This window comes from Pseudomonas sp. PDM30 (assembly GCF_019218985.1).
Classification (GTDB): domain Bacteria; phylum Pseudomonadota; class Gammaproteobacteria; order Pseudomonadales; family Pseudomonadaceae; genus Aquipseudomonas; species Aquipseudomonas jessenii.
The window spans coordinates 103559-124276 of the sequence record NZ_JAHUWM010000012.1; the positions used below are offsets into that span (position 1 = coordinate 103559).

The 20718-nt window shown below is 58.2% G+C and carries 16 protein-coding genes and 1 pseudogene; 14 read left to right on the plus strand and 3 right to left on the minus strand.

Annotated features, from left to right (window positions below; genetic code table 11):
- Positions 1-162 precede the first annotated feature (162 nt).
- The 7 genes from KW840_RS24540 to KW840_RS24570 all read left to right on the plus strand — a co-directional run bounded on the left by KW840_RS24540 (position 163) and on the right by KW840_RS24570 (position 10762).
- Positions 163-645 (plus strand): sigma-70 family RNA polymerase sigma factor, encoded by a 483-nt coding sequence (locus tag KW840_RS24540; RefSeq protein WP_057713952.1) that lies wholly within the window; start codon positions 163-165, stop codon positions 643-645.
- Between the two features lie 134 nt (positions 646-779).
- Entirely contained in the window at positions 780-2117 is a 1338-nt protein-coding gene (locus KW840_RS24545) for a lysine N(6)-hydroxylase/L-ornithine N(5)-oxygenase family protein (RefSeq protein WP_057713953.1), read from the plus strand.
- A gap of 570 nt (positions 2118-2687) precedes the next feature.
- Entirely contained in the window at positions 2688-5402 is a 2715-nt protein-coding gene (mgtA, locus tag KW840_RS24550) for a magnesium-translocating P-type ATPase (RefSeq protein ID WP_218498077.1), read from the plus strand.
- A 151-nt stretch (positions 5403-5553) separates the two neighbouring features.
- Positions 5554-6270, plus strand: coding sequence for an MgtC/SapB family protein (locus tag KW840_RS24555; protein ID WP_057713955.1), 717 nt, complete (start codon positions 5554-5556; stop codon positions 6268-6270).
- A 127-nt stretch (positions 6271-6397) separates the two neighbouring features.
- Positions 6398-6799, plus strand: a complete 402-nt coding sequence (locus KW840_RS24560; protein WP_218498078.1) for a chemotaxis protein CheY — start codon at positions 6398-6400, stop codon at positions 6797-6799.
- Between the two features lie 108 nt (positions 6800-6907).
- On the plus strand, positions 6908-7534 hold the full coding sequence (locus tag KW840_RS24565; RefSeq protein WP_218498079.1) for a response regulator transcription factor: 627 nt from the start codon (positions 6908-6910) through the stop codon (positions 7532-7534).
- Positions 7535-10762 carry a transporter substrate-binding domain-containing protein gene (locus tag KW840_RS24570; protein WP_218498080.1) on the plus strand — a complete coding sequence of 1076 codons (3228 nt, stop codon included), beginning with the start codon at positions 7535-7537 and terminating at the stop codon, positions 10760-10762.
- A gap of 3 nt (positions 10763-10765) precedes the next feature.
- On the opposite strand, the gene dkgB is transcribed toward KW840_RS24570, so the two are convergent.
- Entirely contained in the window at positions 10766-11569 is an 804-nt protein-coding gene (dkgB, locus tag KW840_RS24575; protein WP_218498081.1) for a 2,5-didehydrogluconate reductase DkgB, read from the minus strand.
- 253 nt (positions 11570-11822) lie between these two features.
- Entirely contained in the window at positions 11823-12731 is a 909-nt protein-coding gene (locus KW840_RS24580; protein WP_057713960.1) for a LysR family transcriptional regulator, read from the minus strand.
- A gap of 104 nt (positions 12732-12835) precedes the next feature.
- Here KW840_RS24580 and KW840_RS24585 point away from each other — a divergent pair, with 104 nt between their 5' ends.
- The 6 genes from KW840_RS24585 (at position 12836) to KW840_RS24610 (ending at position 19657) form a co-directional block, all read left to right on the plus strand.
- On the plus strand, positions 12836-13702 hold the full coding sequence (locus KW840_RS24585) for a pirin family protein (protein ID WP_057713961.1): 867 nt from the start codon (positions 12836-12838) through the stop codon (positions 13700-13702).
- A gap of 93 nt (positions 13703-13795) precedes the next feature.
- Entirely contained in the window at positions 13796-14479 is a 684-nt protein-coding gene (locus KW840_RS24590) for an isochorismatase family protein (RefSeq protein ID WP_007977982.1), read from the plus strand.
- 56 nt (positions 14480-14535) lie between these two features.
- Complete coding sequence (gene ycaC / locus KW840_RS24595) at positions 14536-15162, plus strand: isochorismate family cysteine hydrolase YcaC (RefSeq protein WP_057713962.1); 627 nt, start codon at positions 14536-14538, stop codon at positions 15160-15162.
- Positions 15163-15397: 235 nt separating this feature from the next.
- Complete coding sequence (locus tag KW840_RS24600; RefSeq protein ID WP_218498082.1) at positions 15398-16840, plus strand: mechanosensitive ion channel domain-containing protein; 1443 nt, start codon at positions 15398-15400, stop codon at positions 16838-16840.
- Positions 16841-17055: 215 nt separating this feature from the next.
- On the plus strand, positions 17056-18717 hold the full coding sequence (locus tag KW840_RS24605) for a M60 family metallopeptidase (RefSeq protein ID WP_218498083.1): 1662 nt from the start codon (positions 17056-17058) through the stop codon (positions 18715-18717).
- A 43-nt stretch (positions 18718-18760) separates the two neighbouring features.
- Positions 18761-19657: a putative mucin/carbohydrate-binding domain-containing protein gene (locus KW840_RS24610; RefSeq protein ID WP_218498084.1), complete on the plus strand. Its 897-nt coding sequence runs from the start codon at positions 18761-18763 to the stop codon at positions 19655-19657.
- Positions 19658-19888: 231 nt separating this feature from the next.
- On the opposite strand, the pseudogene KW840_RS28715 reads toward KW840_RS24610, so the two are convergent.
- Positions 19889-19996 (minus strand): annotated as a pseudogene (locus KW840_RS28715) (iron dicitrate transport regulator FecR); the annotation flags it as partial.
- 277 nt (positions 19997-20273) lie between these two features.
- Between KW840_RS28715 and KW840_RS24615 the strand changes: the two are divergent.
- Positions 20274-20714 (plus strand): carboxymuconolactone decarboxylase family protein, encoded by a 441-nt coding sequence (locus KW840_RS24615; RefSeq protein WP_218498085.1) that lies wholly within the window; start codon positions 20274-20276, stop codon positions 20712-20714.
- Positions 20715-20718: the final 4 nt, after the last annotated feature.

Genomic DNA, 20718 nt, shown 5'->3' on the forward strand with positions numbered 1-20718 from the left:
GTTCGTGACTAAATACCAGGCAAGTTGAAGCAGTACTTTAAATCTATATGAGAATTACTATAAATTACGCGACTCGAACTGCCATTATCGTGCCACTGTTTATTTCAATGGTCGCGCAAAGGGCTCAAGGACAGAAACCGCACCCCCGTGCGGACGGGAGTCATGTTGGAAAACTACTATCGCGAACTGGTGTGTTTCCTGAACGCCAGGCTGGGCAACCGTCAGGTGGCCGAAGATGTGGTGCATGACGCTTATCTGCGGGTCCTGGAGCGTTCCAGTGATACGCCGATCGAGCAGCCCCGGGCGTTCCTTTATCGCACCGCCCTCAACCTGGTTATCGACGACCATCGGCGCAACACCCTGCGTCAGGCCGAACCTCTTGAGGTGCTCGACAATGAAGAGCGCTATTTCACCCCTTCGCCGCATAACGTGCTCGATCATGGCCAGCGTCTGGAAATGCTCCAGTGTGCCCTGGCGGAGTTGCCGAGGTTGTGCCGCGAGAGTTTCCTGCTGCGCAAGATCGAAGGCCTGTCCCATCCGCAAATTGCCGAGCAACTGGGCATTTCCCGGGCAATGGTCGAGAAGCACATCGTCAATGCCATGAAGCATTGCCGTATACGGATGCGACAGTGGGACACCCAGTGAGCCTGCGCGGTTAAATTTTTTTTCACGGTCCTCGTTCCTACTCAACAGACGACCTGTTGTGCGGCCCTTGGTGGGTCAGGTCACTTAGGTTCAATGCCCCCGCCTTTGAGGGGAACATCCAGAGGACACTGGAAATGACACAGGCAATTGCATCGCCCCTCGTTCACGACCTGATCGGCGTCGGTTTCGGCCCCTCGAACCTGGCACTGGCCATCGCGCTGCAAGAGCGCGGGGCGAGCCAGGGCAACCTGGATGTGCTGTTTCTCGACAAGCAGGCCGACTACCGCTGGCACGGCAACACCCTGGTGACCCAGAGCGAGTTGCAGATTTCCTTCCTCAAGGACCTGGTGACCCTGCGCAATCCGACCAGCCCTTACTCGTTCGTCAATTACCTCAAGGCCCACGGGCGCCTGGTGGATTTCATCAACCTGGGCACCTTCTATCCGTGCCGCATGGAGTACAACGACTATCTGCGCTGGGTCGCCGGGCAGTTCACCGCGCAAAGCCGCTACGGCGAAGAAGTGCTGACCATCGAGCCGGTGCTGCACAACCATCAGGTCGAGGCGTTGCGGGTGATTTCCCGCGATGCGACCGGGCATCAGCAGGTGCGCACCACCCGGTCGGTGGTGGTCAGCGCCGGTGGCACGCCACGTATTCCCGAGGTATTCAAGGCACTCAGGGATGACGGTCGGGTGTTCCATCACTCCCAGTACCTGGCGCAGATGGCCAAGCAGCCGTGCGTGGACAACCGGCCGATGAGCATCGCGATCATCGGAGGCGGGCAGAGCGCGGCAGAGGCCTTCATCGATTTGAACGACAGCTTCCCGTCGGTGCAGGTGGACATGATCCTGCGCGGCTCGGCACTCAAGCCGGCCGACGACAGCCCCTTCGTCAACGAAGTGTTTTCCCCGGAGTTCACTGACCTGGTGTTCCAGCAGCCAAGCAGCGAGCGCGAGCGCCTGGTGAACGAGTACCACAACACCAACTACTCGGTGGTGGACATCGATCTGATCGAGCGAATCTACGGCATCTTCTATCGGCAGAAGGTCTCGGGCATCGCCCGTCATGCGTTCCGCACCCTGACCACCATCGAAAAGGCTACCGCCAACGAACGGGGCATCGAACTGGTGTTGCGCAACAACGCCACCGGCGAAGTCTCGGTGCGTCACTACGACGCTGTGGTGCTGGCCACCGGTTACGAGCGGCAGATGCACCGCAAGCTACTGGCACCGCTCGAAGAGTACCTGGGTGATTTCGAGGTCGACCGCAACTACAAACTGATCACCGATGAACGCTGCAAGGCCGGCCTCTACATGCAGGGCTTTTGCCAGGCCAGCCATGGGCTGAGCGACACCTTGCTGTCGATCCTGCCGATTCGCGCCGATGAAATTGCCGGCTCGCTGTATGAACACGGCAAGCATCGCGGGCATGGCCGGTCGGTGGTGGATTTGTTGTTGGCCACTGCCAGCTGAGTCCTGCGGCGACTAAAAGGCCGCCATCGCGAGCAAGCTCGCTCCCACAGTGGACCGGTGTCCACAGGACCAATGTGGGAGCGAGCTTGCTCGCGATGGGGCCATTGAAATCACCCAAAACACTCAATCCTGAACCCTTCCTGAAGAACCCCGCGATTCCCCCCGGCAAGCTTTTATAGCGGGTTTACTCTCCAAACTTCGGGGCGTAAGCTTCGCGCGTTTTCATCCATTACGGAGACCCACAGTGGGTACTTGTTCGAGTGACAGTTGTCGGCCGGTCTCGGTAACCGGCATTTTCTCGGCAAGATAACGCGCAGTCTCCTGTGCCGTTGTCTCGCCGACAAGCGAGCAGCGGCATCCCGATCATGGCCCGTCCTGGCCGTGTCCCGACGTCCCTCTCATCGACGCTGAACAGTGCGTGGTTTCGACTTGTTGTCGTGGCCGCCGCTCTATCGACACGCCTGTCATTCGTGACCGGCGTGCCAGGCCTTGCTTTGCCGGTTGTTCCGGCGCAAGAGGCGTGGACCCGCCTGCTCGACGGTTTCCCGGCTGACCAAAGGGGCACCAGCCATGAAACTTAACCTCAAGGAATTCTTCGCAGGCTTCCTGCGTAACCGTCACATCGCCCGGCACTTCCGTAGCCTGGCGTTGCTGGAAACCTTCACCGACACCACGGTCAGCCGTGAAGTCCCGCCCAGCCTGGCGCAAACCCTGGTGGCCGCTGCCGGCAGCGACACGGGTCAATTGCTCAACACCCTGGGGAGTCACACCGATGGCTTGAGCGAGCTTGAAGCCGATGCCTTGCGCGAGCAGTTCGGCCTCAATGAAGTCGAGCACGAACAACCACTGCCTTGGTGGATGCACCTGTGGCACTGCTACAAGAATCCGTTCAACCTGCTGCTGACGTTGCTGGCGGTCATCTCCTGGCTGACCGAAGACATGAAAGCCGCCGTCGTGATTTTCTCCATGGTGGTGCTCTCGACCTTCCTGCGTTTCTGGCAGGAAACCAAATCCAACCAGGCCGCCGATGCCCTCAAGGCGATGGTCAGCAACACCGCCACGGTGATGCGCCGGGACCTTGAGGACCGCGGCGCACAGCGTATCGAATTGCCGATCAGGCACTTGGTGCCGGGCGATCTGATCGTGTTGTCTGCCGGCGACATGATTCCCGCCGATTGCCGGGTGCTCAGCGCCAAGGACCTGTTCGTCAGCCAGGCTGCCATGACCGGCGAATCGATGCCGGTGGAAAAGTTTCCCCGCCAGCAGGACCGTGACACGCTCAATCCCCTGGACCTGGACAACATCCTGTTCATGGGCACCAACGTGGTGTCCGGCACGGCCATGGCGGTGATTCTCACCACCGGCAACAGCACCTATTTCGGTGCCCTGGCCCAGCGGGTCGGCGCCACCGACCGGGCACCGACTTCGTTCCAGACCGGGGTCAACAAAGTCAGCTGGCTGCTGATCCGCTTCATGTTCGTGATGGCGCCGCTGGTGTTGTTCATCAACGGTTTCACCAAGGGCGACTGGACCGAAGCGCTGCTGTTCGCGCTGTCGATCGCCGTGGGCCTGACCCCGGAAATGCTGCCGATGATCGTCACCTCGACCCTGGCCAAGGGCGCGGTGTTCCTGTCGCGCAAGAAAGTCATCGTCAAACGCCTCGACGCTATCCAGAACTTCGGCGCCATGGACGTGCTGTGCACCGACAAGACCGGCACCCTGACCCAGGACAAGATCTTCCTGGCGCGCAACGTCGATGTCTGGGGCCATGACTCCGATGACGTGCTGGAAATGGCCTACCTCAACAGCTACTACCAGACCGGCCTGAAAAACCTGCTGGATGTGGCGGTGCTCGAACACGTCGAGATCCACCGTGAACTGAAGGTCGGCACGGCGTTTCGCAAGGTCGACGAGATCCCGTTCGACTTCACCCGCCGGCGCATGTCGGTGGTGGTCGCCGAGCGCGATCAACCGCACTTGCTGATCTGCAAGGGCGCGGTGGAAGAGGTGCTGGCGGTGTGCTCGCGGGTGCGTCATGGCGAAGTCGATGAGGCCTTGACCGAAGAACTGCTGGCGCGCATCCGTCAGGTCACGGCCACGTTCAACGCCGAGGGCCTGCGGGTGGTTGCGGTAGCGGCACGGCCAATGGTCGAAGGCCGCGATACCTACAGCCTGGCCGACGAACAGGCACTGACGCTGATCGGTTACGTGGCATTTCTCGATCCGCCGAAAGAAAGCACCGCACCGGCCATCAAGGCCCTGGCCGCCCATGGCGTGGCGGTGAAAGTGCTGACCGGCGACAACGAACTGGTGACGGCGAAAATCTGCCGCGAAGTCGGCCTGGAGCAGCAGGGCCTGCTGATGGGCAATGACATCGAACGCATGAGCGACGCCGAACTGGCGAAAGCCGTGGAGACCACCAACGTCTTCGCCAAACTGACGCCCTCGCACAAGGAGCGCATTGTCCGTCTGCTCAAGGGCAACGGCCATGTGGTCGGTTTCATGGGCGACGGCATCAATGACGCCCCGGCCCTGCGTACCGCCGACATCGGTATTTCGGTGGACAGCGCCGTGGACATCGCCAAAGAAGCGGCCGATATCATCCTGCTGGAAAAAAGCCTGATGGTGCTGGAGGAGGGTGTGCTGGAAGGGCGCCGGACCTTCGCCAACATGCTCAAGTACATCAAGATGACCGCCAGTTCGAACTTCGGCAACGTGTTCTCGGTGCTGGTGGCCAGTGCGTTCATACCGTTCCTGCCCATGCTGCCGATGCACCTGCTGGTGCAGAACCTGCTCTATGACATTTCGCAGATCGCCATTCCGTTCGATAACGTCGATGACGAAATGCTCAAGCAACCGCAGCGCTGGCAGCCGGCGGATGTCGGGCGCTTCATGCTGTTTTTCGGGCCGATCAGTTCGATCTTCGACATCACCACGTTCGCCTTGATGTGGTACGTGTTCGATGCCAACACCCCGGATCACCAGACCCTGTTCCAGTCCGGCTGGTTCGTGGTCGGGCTGCTGACCCAGACGCTGATCGTGCACATGATCCGCACGCCGAAAATCCCGTTCCTGCAAAGCCGCGCGGCCATGCCCTTGCTGGTGATGACCGGGCTGATCATGGCCGTGGGGATTTTCCTGCCGATGGGACCGTTGGCCCATTACTTCAAATTGCAGGCGTTGCCTTCGCTGTATTTCGTGTTCCTGCCGGTGATCCTGCTGGCGTACATGGCGCTGACCCAGGCGGTGAAGGGGTTCTACATTCGCCGGTTTGGCTGGCAATAAAGCCGCGAGGCTGGCCAATCAACGCAACCCCTGTGGGAGCGAGCTTGCTCGCGATGACTGAGTGTCAGTCGATATCCATGTCAACTGATACACCGCCATCGTGAGCAAGCTCGCTCCCACAGGGGATCGTGTGTTTTTCAAAGGATTCATCATGCAAGCACTGAACAACCTCAACCTGACCTCCCTGCTCGACACCCTGGTCAGCCTCAGCGCGGCCTTCATCCTCGGTGGCCTGATCGGTTTCGAACGCCAGTACCGGCAGCGCACCGCCGGCCTGCGCACCAACGTGCTGGTGGCGGTGGGCGCGGCGATTTTCGTCGACATGGCCAACCGTCTCGCCGGTGCCGAAGGTGCCGTGCGGGTCGTAGCTTACGTAGTTTCCGGCATCGGCTTTCTCGGTGCCGGGGTGATCATGCGCGAAGAGGGCAACGTGCGCGGTCTCAACACGGCCGCCACGCTCTGGACCTCGGCGGCAGTCGGTGCCTGCGCCGGTGCCGACCTGCTGGCCGAGGCGTTGCTTGGCACCTTGTTTGTGCTCGCGGCCAACACCTTGCTGCGGCCGATCGTCAACAACATCAACCGTCAGCCGCTGGATGTGATTTCGGCGGAGGTCACCAACATCGTCTATGTCATTGCCCGACGCACGCAGCAGAAAGCCGTGCTGGCCTTGCTCGAAGCCGAGCTGGAACGCAGTAACTACCCGGCCAGCGATGTCGATGTGCACGCCTTCGGCACGGATGAAATTGAAATCGAAGCCACCCTGGCCACCACTTCGGTCGATGGTGATGAGCTGGATGCGCTGGTGGCACGGATTTCGACCTCGACCCTGGTGGTGCAGGCGTTCTGGAGTCCGAGTACCACGGAGTAAGGGCCAAGGTTTCCCTGGCAAGCGTCAGACTAACCGGCTTTTATTTAGGAAAATTCCTACATAAACCCAGGAAGGTCTTCCGTAGGCTTTGCGACCTCTTGAAATCGACATCCTTTTGGAGGTCACCATGCCGAACAAATCCTTGCGCATCCTGATCGCCGATGCGCAGCACTTCAACCGCCTGCGGATCGAGCGACTGTTCAATCAGCTCGGCTACTTTCGCGTAGCACCGGTGCAGAGCCTCGACGAGCTCCTGCCACTGGTGGAGTACGGTTGCGAGCCTTTGGACCTGGTGCTTATCAACGGGGCGATGGCCAGCGATGGGCTGGACCTGTTGAGTTTTTTTGCCGACAACCCGCAGGTTCATCACGCGTTTATCTTCAATGAACAGCAGACGCCGCTGCCGCCCGTCGCGGGCAACGTCCAGGTCAGCCGGACTGCCCTGCCTGACCTGGTGTGCATTACGCAGCTGATGAGCGCTGTCGATCGTCGGCTACCGTTTGTCGGAACTGTCATTTCTGTCAGGTAGTTCTTTGCAGCCTTCCATGCAAAAGTCTATGCGCAGCGTTGTGTCCAACCGCTGCGGTGCCTGGAGGGCATTTTTTGCCCGATCGTGTTGGTTTGCACGGGAGATGTCATGAAGTCAGCACTGATTGCGGAAGATCATCCGGTTGTTCGCTCCATGATCAAACTCGTACTCAAGGGCGAAGGGTTCAAGCGGATTTACGAGGCCTGCCGTGGCGATAAGGTCCTGACGTTGATCCGGGAGCATCAACCGGATGTCGTGCTGCTTGATCTGGGCCTTCCCGGTGTGGCGGGGCTTGAGGTGATGGACCGTATCAAGACCGAAAAGATGCGATGTCGCGTGGTGGTGTTCACCTCGCTGGAGGCCCAGTTCTATCAGGACCGCTGCATGCGTGCCGGGGCTGTTGCCTATGTTTGCAAGAGCAAGGACCTGGATGACCTGAAGGCGGCGGTGAATTGCGTGATGGTCGGCTACACCTATTTCGCTCAGATTCCCTCCAGTTCCGTGTCGATGGGGGAGTTGCAACGCAGCGAAAAGCAGTTGATCGACAGGCTGTCCAATCGTGAGTTGACCATCCTGCAGTACCTGGCCCGGGGGTCGAAAAACCTCGAAATCGCCGAGATCATGCACCTGAGCTACAAGACCGTCAGTACCTACAAGACCCGACTCACCCTCAAGCTCAACGTGAACTCGTCGGTGCACTTGAGGGATTTCGCCCTGCGCAATCATCTGATCTGAATGAACGCACTCCGACGACTGGCAGGTGGGGTACTGATCGGCCTTCTTCTCTGGGCATCAACGGTCTGTGCACAACAGTCGTTGACCCTGTTGGGACGCTCGAGTGTCGAAGGCCTGAGCGTCAGGTTGTCGGAAACCGAGTCGCGCTGGCTACAGAAAAAGGGCCGATTGGTGCTGGCTGTCTCGGCGCCGGACTATCCCCCCTTCGAGTTCAACACGGCGGGCAAGGTATTCGAAGGCCTGACAGCCGATTACGCCGGCTTGCTCGAACAATTGCTGAACGTCGTCATTGAGGTCCAACGTTATCCGTCGCGGGCCGACGCGGTGCAGGCCATCAAGGAAGGGCAGGCAGACCTGCTGGGAACGGCCAATCGATTTGAAGCCGAAGATCCACAGTTACAGATGTCCAGCGCGTACGCGGTCGATCAACCGGTGCTGGTCACGCGCACCGATTTCCCTCCGGTGCGCGACCCGACACTGGCCGGCAAGCGGCTGGTGATGCTGTATCACTACCTGCCCGAATACAGCGTGCAACAGTTCTATTCCAGGGCGCAGGTCCAGCTGTTTCCTTCGACATTGGCGGCGATGGGCGCCGTGGCTTTCGGCCAGGCCGATGTCTACCTGGGCGATGCGATCAATGCCCATTACCTGATCAGCAGAAATTACCTGAACAACGTACACCTGACGGACTTCTCGCCCATGGAGTCCGGGCGTTTTGCCTTTGCGATGGCCCGCGACAACGATTCGCTGTTGCGCATCGTCAACAAGGCGCTGGCGGCCATCACCACCAATGAACAAATGAACATCCTGCGTCGTTGGGGGGCAAACGGGGTGTCTATCCCCGGCACCCAGTCATTGCAATTGAGCGTGGCCGAACAACGCTGGCTCGAACGCCACCCACGGGTGAGGGTCGCGATCAACGAAAACATTCCGCCGATTTCATTTATCGACAGCGAAGGCAAGTTCCGCGGTATTGGCGTCGATGTGCTGACGAAAATCAGTTTGCGCACCGGCTTGCAATTCGACATCCGGGGCATGAAATCGGTGGCCGAGATGATGACCGGCATCAGGAGCGGGCAGATCGATGTGCTGGCCGGTATCGGCCTCAGTTCCCAGCGTGAAGATCAATTGCTGTTCACCCGGGCGTTCCTGAGCAGCCCTTCGGTGCTGGTGACCCGAGTGGCCGCGGATAGCCCCAGGACGCTGGATGACATGGCAGGGCGAACCCTGGCACTGACCCAGGGCAACATTGTCGGCGAGTACCTTCGCCAGCATTACCCGCTGGTCCAGCTGGTGGATGCACCATTGTCGACGGACGCCATGGAAATGGTCGCCCAAGGCAAGACGCACGGCGGCATCAACTCCTTGATCAGCGCCCGTTACCTGATTTCCCGGCAGTATCGCGATCGCCTGCAAGTGACCAGCACCGTGGGCACCGACCCTGCACGAAGCACCCTGGCGACCAGTCGCGAGGCCACCGAGTTGCATTCGATCCTGGACAAGGCGCTGTTGAGCATCCCTCCAGAAGAAATTGACGAGCTGACCCAGCCCTGGCGCTATGACTCGATGGTCGAGCAGAGTTACTGGTTGCGACACCGGCAGGCGATCGTGAAGGCGTTTGCAGTGGCGGGTGTCTTGCTGTTGCTCGCGTTGGCCGGGATCGTCTGGCAGCGGCGCCAGATTCGCCAGCGTCAGCAATTGCTCGGACAACTGCAGGAAGCCAAGGACGCGGCGGACGACGCCAACCGGGCCAAGACCACATTCCTGGCCACCATGAGCCATGAAATCCGCACGCCGATGAACGCCTTGATCGGCATGCTCGAACTGGCGCTGAAGCGGGCCGATGAAGGGGAGACCGACCGCGCTGCCATCGAGGTGGCGTCCAACGCCGGGCAACAATTGCTGGATTTGATCGGCGACATTCTGGACGTCGCGCGGATCGAATCCGGGCATTTGTCGCTGGCGCCGGAGCGGGTCAATCTGCAGGCGCTGGTGACGTCGGTCTGCCGGGTTTTCGAAGGGCTGGCGGTGCAGAAGAATCTGCAGTGGCGGGTCGAACTCGACGAACACAGTGACTGTGACGTGATGCTCGACCCCACGCGCTTCAAACAGGTGCTGTCCAATCTGCTGAGCAATGCGATCAAGTTCACCCGGGAAGGCCAGGTGAAGCTGACGCTGGGAGTGCGGCCTCAAGCCCCGACGCACCTCGCCGTCAGCGTACAGATCGAGGACAGCGGCATCGGTATCAGCGCTTTCGACCAGCAACGCCTGTTCAGCCCTTTCGTGCAGGCGGGCAACAACCAGCAGAGCGCCCGGCAAGGATCCGGCCTGGGTCTGGTGATCAGTCGTACCCTGTGCGAAATGATGGGCGGCCGGTTGCAACTCGACAGTCAGCCTGAGCATGGGACGCGGGTGGACATCAGCCTGGTGCTGCCCGCCCTGCAAGCGTTACCCGCGGGGGGCAAGCCCCTGGATCCGGCGCAGCTCACGATCCGGGCGTTGTCGATTCTGGTGGTCGACGATTATCCGGCCAATCGCCTGTTGCTCTCGCGGCAGCTGAGCTACCTGGGCCATCGCGTGGTGCTGGCTGAAGACGGGGCGCAGGGGCTTGAGCAGTGGCGCGGGCAAGGGTTCGACCTGGTCATCACCGACTGCAACATGCCGGTGCTCAGTGGTTACGAATTGGCGGGCGCGATACGTGCGCAAGAGCGGGGGCAGGGGCTGTCGGCGACTCTGATTCTGGGCTTTACCGCCAATGCGCAGGCCGAGGAGAAGGTCCGATGCCAGGCGGCGGGCATGAACGATTGCCTGTTCAAACCCATTCGCCTGGTGGATTTGCAGGCGTGGCTGGCCCAGCGGTTTGCCAGCGCACCCTCAGCGCTAACTGACGACCATGGCGTCGCCGAATTCGATTTGAGCGGGCTGGAGCGCTTTGCGGATGCGGACCGTGAGCTGATCGATCAACTGTTACACGATCTGGCGCTGAGCAACCGCGAGGATCGCGTGCATTTACTGGCCTTGCATGCCGGCGGCAATCGCCCGGGCTTGCAGGAACTGGCACACCGGATCAAGGGCGGGGCGCTGATGGTGCGAGCGCTTGCCCTGGTCGAGTGTTGCGAACAACTGGAGCAGGCGTGCAATGACGGTCGCAGGGTGCTGATCGACGACGCCGTCGACCAGCTACAGCAAGCCATGGCCCGCCTGGACCGGCATCTCGAGCAGGATTGAGGCTCAATCCCAGTTCGGTGCGATACCTTTTGGGCTGGTCAAACGGTGGCCGCGATCCAGCGTTGCGATCAACGCCATGTCGGCTTCGCTCAAGGTCAGTTCGCGAGCCTTCAAGTTGCTTTCAAGGTTGGCCCGGCGAGTGGAAGACGGGATCACGGCGTAACCCGATTGCATGGCCCAGGCCAGGGTGACCTGCGCCGGTGTCGCGTGCAGGCGTTCGGCGATCTGCTGGATGAGCGGATCCTTGAGGACTTCACCGTAAGCCAGGGTCATGTACGAGGTGATGCCGATGCCCTGGCTGCGTGCGAACTCGACGACCTCGCGGTTCTGCAGGTAAGGGTGCAGTTCGATCTGGTGGGTGGCGATGTGCGCGGCACCCGTGGCGGCGATCGCCTGTTTCATCAGGTCGATGGTGAAATTGGACACGCCGATCTGCCGGGTCAGGCCCAGGTGTTTGGCTTCGAGCAGGGCGCCCATGAATTCTTCGACCGGCACCTGATCATCCGGCGACGGCCAGTGGATCAGGGTCAGGTCCAGGTAGTCGGTCTGCAGTTTGCGCAGGCTTTCCTTCAAGCTGTCGATCAGACGATCACCGGCCAGGTTGGCGACCCAGATCTTGCTGGTGATGAACAACTCTTTCCGGGCGATGCCGCTGGCGGCGATAGCCTCGCCGACGTCGGCTTCGTTCTCGTAGATTTGTGCGGTATCGATCACCCGGTAGCCAAGCGCCAGGGCGGTGCTCACCGAATCGATGACCACCTGGCCTTGCAGGCGAAAGGTACCCAGGCCGAAAGCGGGAATAGACATTGAAGACTCCAGAGGTTGCAGTGGGAATGGGCGGCAGTATCGGCGCCTGCATCCGTGAGAAAAACCGCTGGAGCGGCAAAGCAATGTTTACCGGAAATCAAGAATCGGGGCAGGAAGATGTGTTGATGGTGTCTGGTCTGACGCCATCGCGAGCAAGCTCGCTCCCACAGGGGATTTGTGGTGCATATAGATCCAATGTGGGAGCGAGCTTGCTCGCGATAGCCATCACTCGGTCCAAAGCCTTACCCCGCCCTTAAGCAATATCACTGCGGCTGAACTCCTCCCCGAGAAAATCGATCAACGTGCGCACCGAAGGCAACAGGCCCCGACGCGAGGGGAAGATCGCATGGATGACACCGCTTTTCGGTGCCCAGCCCGGCACCAGTTCCACCAGTTGCCCGGCAGCGATTTCATCGCGCACCACCACACTGGGCAGGTGCACGATGCCGATCCCGGCAACCGCCGCATGGCGCAAGGCCAACAGGTCATCGGTGACCATGCGCGGTGCATGCCGGATCATCGCGGTGCTGCCATCGGCCCCGAACAGTTCCCACTGATATTCGCGCTGCGCCGCGCCCCAGTGCAGGCTCGGCAAGCCGCTGAGGTCGGCCGGGGAGGCCGGTGTCGACAGGCGCGATAAAAAGGCCGGGCTGCCGACCACGCTCTGGGTGCTGTTGCCCAGCACCTTCATCACCATGTCGGTGTTTTCCAGCGGGGGGAAACGTACCCGCAGGGCAATGTCGAAGCCCTCATGGATCAAGTCGACCCGGCGGTTGGTGCTCTCGATGAACAACTCCACCAGCGGGTACTTGAGCATGTAGCGGGTCAGCATCGGCCCGACCCAGGAATTGAGCAGCGCCGTCGGGCAACTGACACGCACCAGGCCCTGAGGCTCGGAGCGATTGCGTTCGATCAGTTCGGCGGCGCTTTCCGCCTCCACCCGCATGGCCAGGCAGCGCTGGTAATAGGCCTGGCCGATTTCCGTCAATGAGCAATGCCGACTGGTGCGGTGCAGCAGGCGCACGCCGAGACGTTCTTCAAGCTCGGCAATGCGTCGGCTGAGCTTGGACTTGGGCATGTCCAGTGCCCGGCCGGCCGCGGCGAAACCGTGATGCTCCACCACTTGGGTGAAGTAGTAGAGGGTGTTGAGGTCTTCCACCATCGTTCTCCAGATAGAACGCTAAAGCTGATTTTTGCAGTCTAGCGCAGCAAAGGTCACGGTTTTAAGCTTTGTCCATGGCTTCACTCACCTCACCAGGAGACACCATGAAAAACATCATCGGTATCTACACCAGTCCACGGACCCATTGGGTTGGCGACGGTTTTCCGGTTCGCACGCTGTTTTCCTACGACAACCTGGGCAAACACATCAGCCCGTTCCTGATGCTGGATCATGCCGGCCCCGCTGAATTCACCCCGACCACCGAACGGCGTGGCGTTGGTCGGCATCCTCATCGTGGCTTCGAAACCGTGACTATCGTTTACAAGGGCGAACTGGAGCACCGGGACTCCACCGGCAGTGGCGGCAAGATCGGCCCTGGCGATGTGCAATGGATGACCGCAGCCTCGGGGATCCTGCATGAAGAGTTTCACTCCGAAGGTTTCGCCAAGAGCGGCGGCACCCTGGAGATGGTGCAACTGTGGGTCAACCTGCCGGCCAGGGACAAAATGGCCGACCCCGGCTACCAGACGATTCTCGACCGTGACATCCCGACCATCCCCTTGAAGGACAACGCCGGCAGCCTGCGCCTGATCGCCGGCGAGTTCGATGGTCACAAAGGCCCGGCGCGCACCTTCACCCCAGTCGACGTGTGGGACATTCGTTTGAATGCCGGCAAGTTGCTCACCCTTGACCTGCATGAAGGACGCAATACCGCCCTGGTGGTTTTGCGTGGCACGGTTCAGGTCAACGGCCTGGAATCGGTGCGCCAGGGGCAATTGGCCCTGTTCGACCGCAAGGGCGATCAGGTGAGCCTCGAAGCCAGCGAAGACGCGGTGGTGTTGTTGCTCAGCGGTGAGCCGATTGACGAGCCGATCGTCGGTCACGGGCCGTTCGTGATGAACACCGAGCAAGAAATCCACCAGGCCTTCGCCGACTTCCAGTCCGGTCGCTTCGGCCGGATGCACGCTTAATTCGCAGCGCTTTAACACCCGACTCTACACAGGATGAGTAGGCCGGTTTTCAGGCCAGGGATGGCTATTGCCCAAAAGAAAGAGGAAACGCACATGAGCACTGTCTACGCGGCCAACTTCAACGGCCAGAAACCGACCATCGACCCCAACGACAGCGCAATGCTGTTGATCGATCACCAGAGCGGGCTGTTCCAGATCGTCAAGGACATGGACGTGCCCCAATTGCGCGCCAACGCCATTGCCCTGGCCAAGGCCGCGACCCTGCTCAAGATGCCGGTGATCACCACCGCTTCCGTTCCCCAGGGGCCGAACGGGCCGTTGATCCCGGAAATCCACGAGGCCGCGCCCCATGCGCAGTACGTGGCGCGCAAAGGTGAAATCAACGCCTGGGACAACCCGGAGTTTCACGCGGCGGTCAAAGCCACCGGCAAGAAAACCCTGGTGATCGCCGGCACCTTGACCAGCGTGTGCCTGGCGTTCCCGTCCATCGCCGCCGTGCATGAGGGCTACAAGGTGTTTGCCGTGGTCGATGCCTCCGGCAACCACTCGAAACTGGCCACTGATCTGACCGTTGCCCGTCTGGCCCAGGCCGGGGTGGTGCCGATCGACATCATGGCTACGCTCTCTGAGCTGCAAGGCTCGTGGAACCGCCCGGACGCCGAGCAGTGGGCCGCTGTCTACGCCCAGGCCATGCCGCATTATCAATTGCTGATCGAGAGCTACCTCAAGGCCCAGCAAGTGGCGAACGAACACGAAGCGCTGGACTCCCAGCGCTAACCGGTTACCCCACGCCGATTTCCAATCGGCATCGATAACATGCGAGGACTACTGCAATGACTTCTTCCTACAAGCGTCTGGACAAGGACAACGCCGCGGTTTTGATGGTCGATCATCAGGCGGGCCTGTTGTCTCTGGTGCGCGACATCGATCCGGATCGATTCAAGAACAACGTGCTGGCGCTGGCTGACCTGGCCAAGTACTTCAAGCTGCCGACCATCCTCACCACCAGTTTCGAAACCGGTCCCAACGGACCGCTGGTGCCCGAACTCAAGGCACTCTTTCCGGACGCGCCGTACATCGCTCGCCCGGGCCAGATCAACGCCTGGGACAACGAAGATTTCGTCAAGGCGATCAAGGCCACTGGCAAGAAACAACTGATCATCGCCGGTGTGGTGACGGAGGTGTGCGTGGCGTTCCCGGCGCTTTCGGCGCTGGCCGAAGGTTTTGACGTGTTCGTGGTCACCGACGCGTCCGGCACCTTCAACGAACTGACCCGCGAATCGGCGTGGCACCGTATGACCGCTCAGGGCGCGCAACTGATGACCTGGTTCGGCCTGGCCTGTGAACTGCACCGCGACTGGCGCAACGACATCGAAGGGTTGGGCACGCTGTTCTCCAACCATATTCCGGATTACCGCAACCTGATGACCAGCTACAGCACACTGGCCAACAGCAAGTAACTTCGGCATCACTCATCCCCCCTGTGGGAGCGAGCTTGCTCGCGATAGCGGCCTGACAGTCAGTACATCAGTGACTGTTTTGCCGCCATCGTCGGAACGCCGCCCGGAGCAAGCTCGCTCCCACATTGGTTTTGTGGTGTTTTTGGGAGGGTGTTCATCCCGCCAAATCAAATGCTCCTACACTGAGGCCAATCCATGCGATCTTCGCGTTATTGGCCCTGGCTGGAGTTGCTTGATGCTGTCATTGCTCACCGAACACCCGCTGATTTGCGCGATGGCGCTGATCCTGATCGATCTTGGGTTGTGGTACTTGCTCAGTGCACTTGGCAGCGCCTGGCGGCTATTGGTACGGGTGGTGATTTTTTCGTTGTTCAGCCTGCTGTTGTTCAACGAAGGCTTGAACCCGATGGAGCCGCCGCCCTGGGCTGACAACGTACCCTTGCATCTGGCGGCCACCGGCTTGCAGATCGGCTGGTGGTTGTTCGGCGCGCGGACCCTGACCGTGCTGATCGGCGCGGTGATGATGCAACGGGTCGGGCACACCGGGCGATTGCTTCAGGATCTGCTCGGTGCGGTGATTTTCCTGATCGCGGTCATTGCCGCCCTGGCCTATGTGCTCGATCTGCCGGTCAAGGGCGTGCTGGCGACGTCCGGTGCGTTGGCGATCATCGTCGGGCTGGCCTTGCAAAGTACCCTCAGTGACGTGTTTTCCGGGATCGTCCTGAACACCACCAAGCCCTATCAACTCGATGACTACATCTCCATCGATGGCATGGAGGGCCGGGTCACCGACATCGACTGGCGTGCCACGCGCCTGCAGACCTCCCAGGGTTGCATGGCGGTGATTCCCAACTCCCTGGCAGCCAAGGCCAAGATCATCAATTTCAGTCGGCCGAGCGATATGTTCGGCATTTCCGTCTCGCTGGAAGTGAGCCCCCACGCGCGGCCGAACACGGTGATCGATGCTTTGGAGCGGGCCATTCAAGGTTGTCGTGCGTTGCTCGATAAACCGTCGCCAAGCGTTGGCCTGAAAACCGCTAGCAACACCGGAGTGGTCTACGAAATCAGCGGCTTTGTCGCGTCGATGGACGAGAAACGTTCAGTGCGCAACCAGCTGTACGATCTGGCCTATCGGCACTTGCAGGCATCCGGGGTCAGTTTGTTGTCGAGCGTGGAGCCCAGTCCGCCGGTCAACTCGACTCGCAAACGCGCGTTGCTCGACAGCTCGCCGATTTTCTCCACCTTGCGCCAGGAAGAGAAAGACACCTTCAGCCAGAACATGACCCTGCAAACCTTTCGCGCCGGGGAGGTGATCCTGGAAGCGGGGCAGGTCAGCGATCACTTGTTCATTATCGAATCCGGCGTGATCTCGGTGACCTTGATGCGTCATGGAGCGCCATTTGAATCCGGCCGCATGGGGCCGGGCGAAGTGATCGGCGAGGCTGGCATCCTGGAAGACAGTTCGGTGCCCGCCGCGTTTGCGGCGAAAACTCCGTGCGCGCTTTACCGCATTGAAAAGGAATACCTCAAGCCGTGCCTGGCTGCCCGTCACGACATCAACGATGCCATGAAGACCTTGCTGGATTTCCGTTTGCACAAGGCGCAGACACTGACGCAGGAGGTGCCGGTGGTCGTACAGAAGAAAGGGTTTTTGCGCTGGTTGCTCAAGCGGGCGTGAGGGCGTGTGACGAGCCGCTACGAGGATTGCGAGCAAGCATATTTCGGTTCAGTGGAGTGTAGTGTGATAGTACGATATTTCCTTTATAACCGCGTATGTAGTGTTTTGCGATGCATGTAAATTATTGATCTAAGAAACTGTCATTTCTGTCAGTATGCTGTGCTGCTGATCGTGTGTAGATTCATTTCAGATATTTTTCTGACAGGGTGAATGCTATGTATGATCAAAGTGTTTTCTCGGTTGTATTGCCATACTTCAGTCTAGAGCGTCCTGACTGGTTCATTAATGCAGGTCTGGATAAGGGGCGTCGTCACGATCGGAAAACATTGAGTATTATAATTGCGCCCGGGGCGACGATTCGATTTCGACAGAAAGCTCCAGGCTCCAGTGTCGGCCATGTGTTGAGTTTGCTCAATGATGACAGCAGAACTGAACTGCAAGCAGAAATAAATAACGAATGGCGCGAGTTGGTTTCAAGTGTACCTTCGGTACCATTTGTGAGTACGCGGTATACGGATAGCGCAGGTGAGTTGACTGAGGTTGAGGTTGAAGTAAAAGGAGGGTGGAGTTTTCTTCCGATCTATACGCAGGGAGTGGCGGATTCAGAGTTTATTGGGTTGTGGGATTCGTTAGATGCTGAATATGCATTGTTTAATTGCAAGTATGCGAATATTTTAATTCCAAAAAAAGACAAAGAGGTTGTAAGAAATTTGCAAGTGGAGCGTGGCTTGCAGAGCGTGACCGATTACTATGAGACTGTGTTCGAATATTTTAATGGTCTCGTAGGTATTTCATTTGACTCGGCAACGCCAGAGAATAAAAATATCCCCAATCGCTATTTTATGAAGGCTGATAAAACTGGTGCAGGTGCTGCTTATTATGGCGAAAGCTGGACCGCCGAATCCTCGGACTCCGTGGCTGCATTCTGGCTTGATCCTGAAGCTACAAACTGGGGTTGTTTACATGAGATAACTCATGGTTATCAAGGTAAATTCTTCGGGTATAGTTCGGTAAGTATGGGTGAGATCTGGAACAATGTTCTGTCTCATTTGTTTCAGGAAAAATTTATGGGGGACGCTGTTTATCGCGAGGGGTGGCTGTTTAGTCCGGGGGTGGTTAAGGAGGAAAAAGTCTACGAAGATGCCCGGCGCGTATTTGCTCAAGGACTTGATACAGTTGGAAGTGATGGGCATTTAATAATGTTTTTTTATCTGCTAATCGTCTGGAGAATGGGCGAGCGTGGCGTTGCCGAGTTTTATAAGCGCTATCGTCGACTCAGTAACGAAGCTGGGTTTAACCCTCAAGACTACCCGACTATGGATTTGTTGAGCAGTGTGGTGGCCGACATCGGAAACTCGGATATTTCTGCGTTTATGGAATACGTTAAGGCACCTCTTTCCAGGCGGCAATTTTTCGAGAACGCATTTAGTGGTTCAACACCCGTTTATCCGCTCTATTTGATTGCTCCATATTTAGTGAAGCCACTTCAGGAAATGCTCGGGGTCAGGAGTCCGTTGCATTTGATAAGTACAAGTCAGTTGTTGATTGCGGGGATGAAAGGGGGAGTTATATTTAATTTCAATGCGGATATTTTTGATAAGGTTTTCGGAAAGATTTTTGTTTTAAGTTCGGGTAGCGATAAGGTCAGGGTTGTAAGAATTGATGCAAGACAGATTTATTTGCGAGATTTGCCGGTGGGGATTTACAGGTTGCATCTACCGTTTGGCGGAGAGGGGACATATCAAGGGGCAATATCATATGTGGTGGTCTCACCAGTAACTAAAGTAGTTGATTGTATTTATGATGAAAAGATGGGTAGCGGCCTTGTTGATCAGAGCTTGTATTTAAGGGGATTGGGTTCTACAGTTTTTTTGTAGTGTTCAGGTAAATCTATCTGCAGGTCGTCTGATAATTGACGTAGTGCAAAAAAAACCACATGCCTATTTTGTCGGCGTTGTTTATGCTGCGCTGACGGTTAAAAATGCGCAAGGTAATGTTGTTTTTAATTTGCAAATGGTGGGCGATAATACCGAGTTGCTTCATCGTGAGTTGGCGATTTCTCCGGGTTTTACTATCGAAATAATGCACAAGGAAATGGGGGTTGATGTGTCAAATAGTTCGGCCTCTGCGGTGTTTGATGTTAGCGCTGTGAATAATGTTCTTAAAATCACTGAGCGCGGTCTTGTCAATGCGGTTATAGCCACCGACGCCGGTGAGAACTTGAAGGTAGAGATGGAGCGAGTGGCTGCAATTTTTGAACGCTCTCCTCATCTTGTTCTTCGTGACGATTTTCCATTGAAAGAGGATTTTAAAAAGGCGATAAATTTGTTTGCGGGGCCAGTGCGGGAGGAACTACTAGAACGCTATAAGAAAATTGAATTTATTCGTCCCGCAGTTAATGATGGTGTCGGTGGGTCGAGAGTTACCTGGTCACTAAATGGCATTTCAGATCAATCAATCGGCTACGTAAAATTTGATTTCAATGATAGCACAGTTAAATTTGAAGTCTTTCAGATCATCCCTCACCCATATTTTGCTTCTGTGTACTTGTCTGTAGTGTTGACCTCGGCCAGTGGTGAAATCCGTTATCTTCGCGAGCTCCGTGGCGATGTTTTGGCGGAATCGGAGTCGATAGTGTTGCCGTTGAATTTTGGCGATACCGTCAGTGTCATGCACAGGGAGCCTTCGCGTAGCAATATCGAGGCGGACGGCAACGGTCGATGGATTCAAACGGGACTTGTACAGCATGCGATCCACAATGAGCCGCGTAGATTGAGTCTGGCCAGCTACTGGCCGAAGGTTGCGGCGGAGTCCTGAGCCAGATGTTGCCAAAGATTGTGGGCAGTTGCAGTTTCTCCTGACGTAGTGTTTCTGGGCCGACAATCGATGGTCCTTCCGCGGATTACGAGCGGGCTCGCACAACGAACGCGTGAACAATGCAGAGTTGATGTGTGCGAGCCCGCTCGCGAAAGCGATATAGGCGGTGCTGCAAATACAGGCTCCATCAGAACCCACAGTTACCGAAACCACATCAATCTGACCGCCTAAGATCCTCGGCTCGACCGACAACCAATACCGCGTCATGCGGCTGATGTTCAACGGCCGAGTGTCGCTGAGCAGGCGCAGGCTGGCGTCAGTATCACGCAAAGCTGCAGCCGGTCGTGGTGTTCGCTGTAAAGGTTATGGACTTGCTGGTTTAAAGGTTGGTCGGCGGACGACATGGCGAGCAGATACTCAAATCGGGCATCCTTGGCCTGAGTGCAATTAAGAAATGATCGCAATCCAGTGGTCGTGACCTAGTGCCGGAAATTCTCATTTCACACTTTTTCACGCCTGCCGTCAGTGGCCTCCTCGACTTCTGAAAGATTGGCTATTTGTGTATACCGGTCGGGGGACTAACGTAGTGACACACCCACCTGCCCTGGAGCACGCCATGCAACCCCGTATCGATTTCTACACTGCCTCCCCTGATGCCCTCAAAGCGATGATCGCCCTGGAAACAGCGGTGTCGAAGCTGCCGCTGGAAAAAAACCTGATCGAACTGGTCAAGCTGCGCACCTCGCAAATCAACGGCTGCGCCTTCTGCCTGGACATGCACAGCGCCGATGCACGCAAGGGCGGTGAGTCCGAGCGTCGCCTGGCGACACTGTCGGCCTGGCGCGAAACGCCGTTCTTCACCGAGCGTGAACGCGCCGCACTGGCCTGGACCGAATCCCTGACCCTGATCAGCCAGACCCATGCCCCGGACGAAGACTATGAACTGGCTACCGCGCAGTTCGATGCCAAGGAATTGGTCGACCTGACCGTCGCCATCACGACCATCAACGCCTGGAACCGCCTGGCCATCGGCTTTCGCAAAATGCCTCAGGCCTGACCCG

Bases quoted from the DNA above. Each gene is read 5' to 3' on its own strand.
- KW840_RS24570 (WP_218498080.1), top strand. From the start codon at position 7,535: ATGAACGCACTCCGACGACTGGCAGGTGGGGTACTGATCGGCCTTCTT.
- KW840_RS24580 (WP_057713960.1), bottom strand. From the start codon at position 12,731: ATGGTGGAAGACCTCAACACCCTCTACTACTTCACCCAAGTGGTGGAG.
- KW840_RS24555 (WP_057713955.1), top strand. From the start codon at position 5,554: ATGCAAGCACTGAACAACCTCAACCTGACCTCCCTGCTCGACACCCTG.
- KW840_RS24565 (WP_218498079.1), top strand. From the start codon at position 6,908: ATGAAGTCAGCACTGATTGCGGAAGATCATCCGGTTGTTCGCTCCATG.
- KW840_RS24590 (WP_007977982.1), top strand. From the start codon at position 13,796: ATGAGCACTGTCTACGCGGCCAACTTCAACGGCCAGAAACCGACCATC.
- KW840_RS24560 (WP_218498078.1), top strand. From the start codon at position 6,398: ATGCCGAACAAATCCTTGCGCATCCTGATCGCCGATGCGCAGCACTTC.
- KW840_RS24615 (WP_218498085.1), top strand. From the start codon at position 20,274: ATGCAACCCCGTATCGATTTCTACACTGCCTCCCCTGATGCCCTCAAA.
- KW840_RS24545 (WP_057713953.1), top strand. From the start codon at position 780: ATGACACAGGCAATTGCATCGCCCCTCGTTCACGACCTGATCGGCGTC.
- KW840_RS24605 (WP_218498083.1), top strand. From the start codon at position 17,056: ATGTATGATCAAAGTGTTTTCTCGGTTGTATTGCCATACTTCAGTCTA.
- KW840_RS24540 (WP_057713952.1), top strand. From the start codon at position 163: ATGTTGGAAAACTACTATCGCGAACTGGTGTGTTTCCTGAACGCCAGG.
- ycaC (WP_057713962.1), top strand. From the start codon at position 14,536: ATGACTTCTTCCTACAAGCGTCTGGACAAGGACAACGCCGCGGTTTTG.
- dkgB (WP_218498081.1), bottom strand. From the start codon at position 11,569: ATGTCTATTCCCGCTTTCGGCCTGGGTACCTTTCGCCTGCAAGGCCAG.
- KW840_RS24600 (WP_218498082.1), top strand. From the start codon at position 15,398: ATGCTGTCATTGCTCACCGAACACCCGCTGATTTGCGCGATGGCGCTG.
- KW840_RS24585 (WP_057713961.1), top strand. From the start codon at position 12,836: ATGAAAAACATCATCGGTATCTACACCAGTCCACGGACCCATTGGGTT.
- mgtA (WP_218498077.1), top strand. From the start codon at position 2,688: ATGAAACTTAACCTCAAGGAATTCTTCGCAGGCTTCCTGCGTAACCGT.